At 56.2% G+C, this 281-nt stretch carries 1 protein-coding gene; it reads left to right on the top strand.

Features of this window, described 5'->3' with window-relative positions; translation table 11 throughout:
* Window positions 1–281: EF-Tu/IF-2/RF-3 family GTPase (locus F0M18_RS19920; RefSeq protein WP_262501009.1), on the top strand; the 281-nt coding region annotated here is incomplete at both ends.

Genomic DNA, 281 nt, shown 5'->3' with positions numbered 1-281 from the left:
GTTGAGACCCTGGACTCCTACATTCCTGAGCCTGAGCGTGCGATTGACGGTGCGTTCCTGATGCCGGTAGAGGACGTGTTCTCTATCTCTGGTCGCGGTACGGTTGTAACCGGTCGTGTTGAGCGCGGCATCATCAAGGTTGGTGAAGAGATTGAGATCGTGGGTATCCGCGATACGACTACAACCACCTGTACTGGTGTTGAGATGTTCCGCAAGCTGCTTGACGAAGGCCGCGCGGGTGAGAACGTGGGTGTTCTGCTGCGTGGAACCAAGCGTGATGA

This window comes from Pseudohalioglobus sediminis (genome assembly GCF_008370495.1).
GTDB lineage: Bacteria > Pseudomonadota > Gammaproteobacteria > Pseudomonadales > Halieaceae > Halioglobus.
Note: the sequence above shows the minus strand (reverse complement) of the source record. Positions and strands in the feature narration are given on the sequence as shown.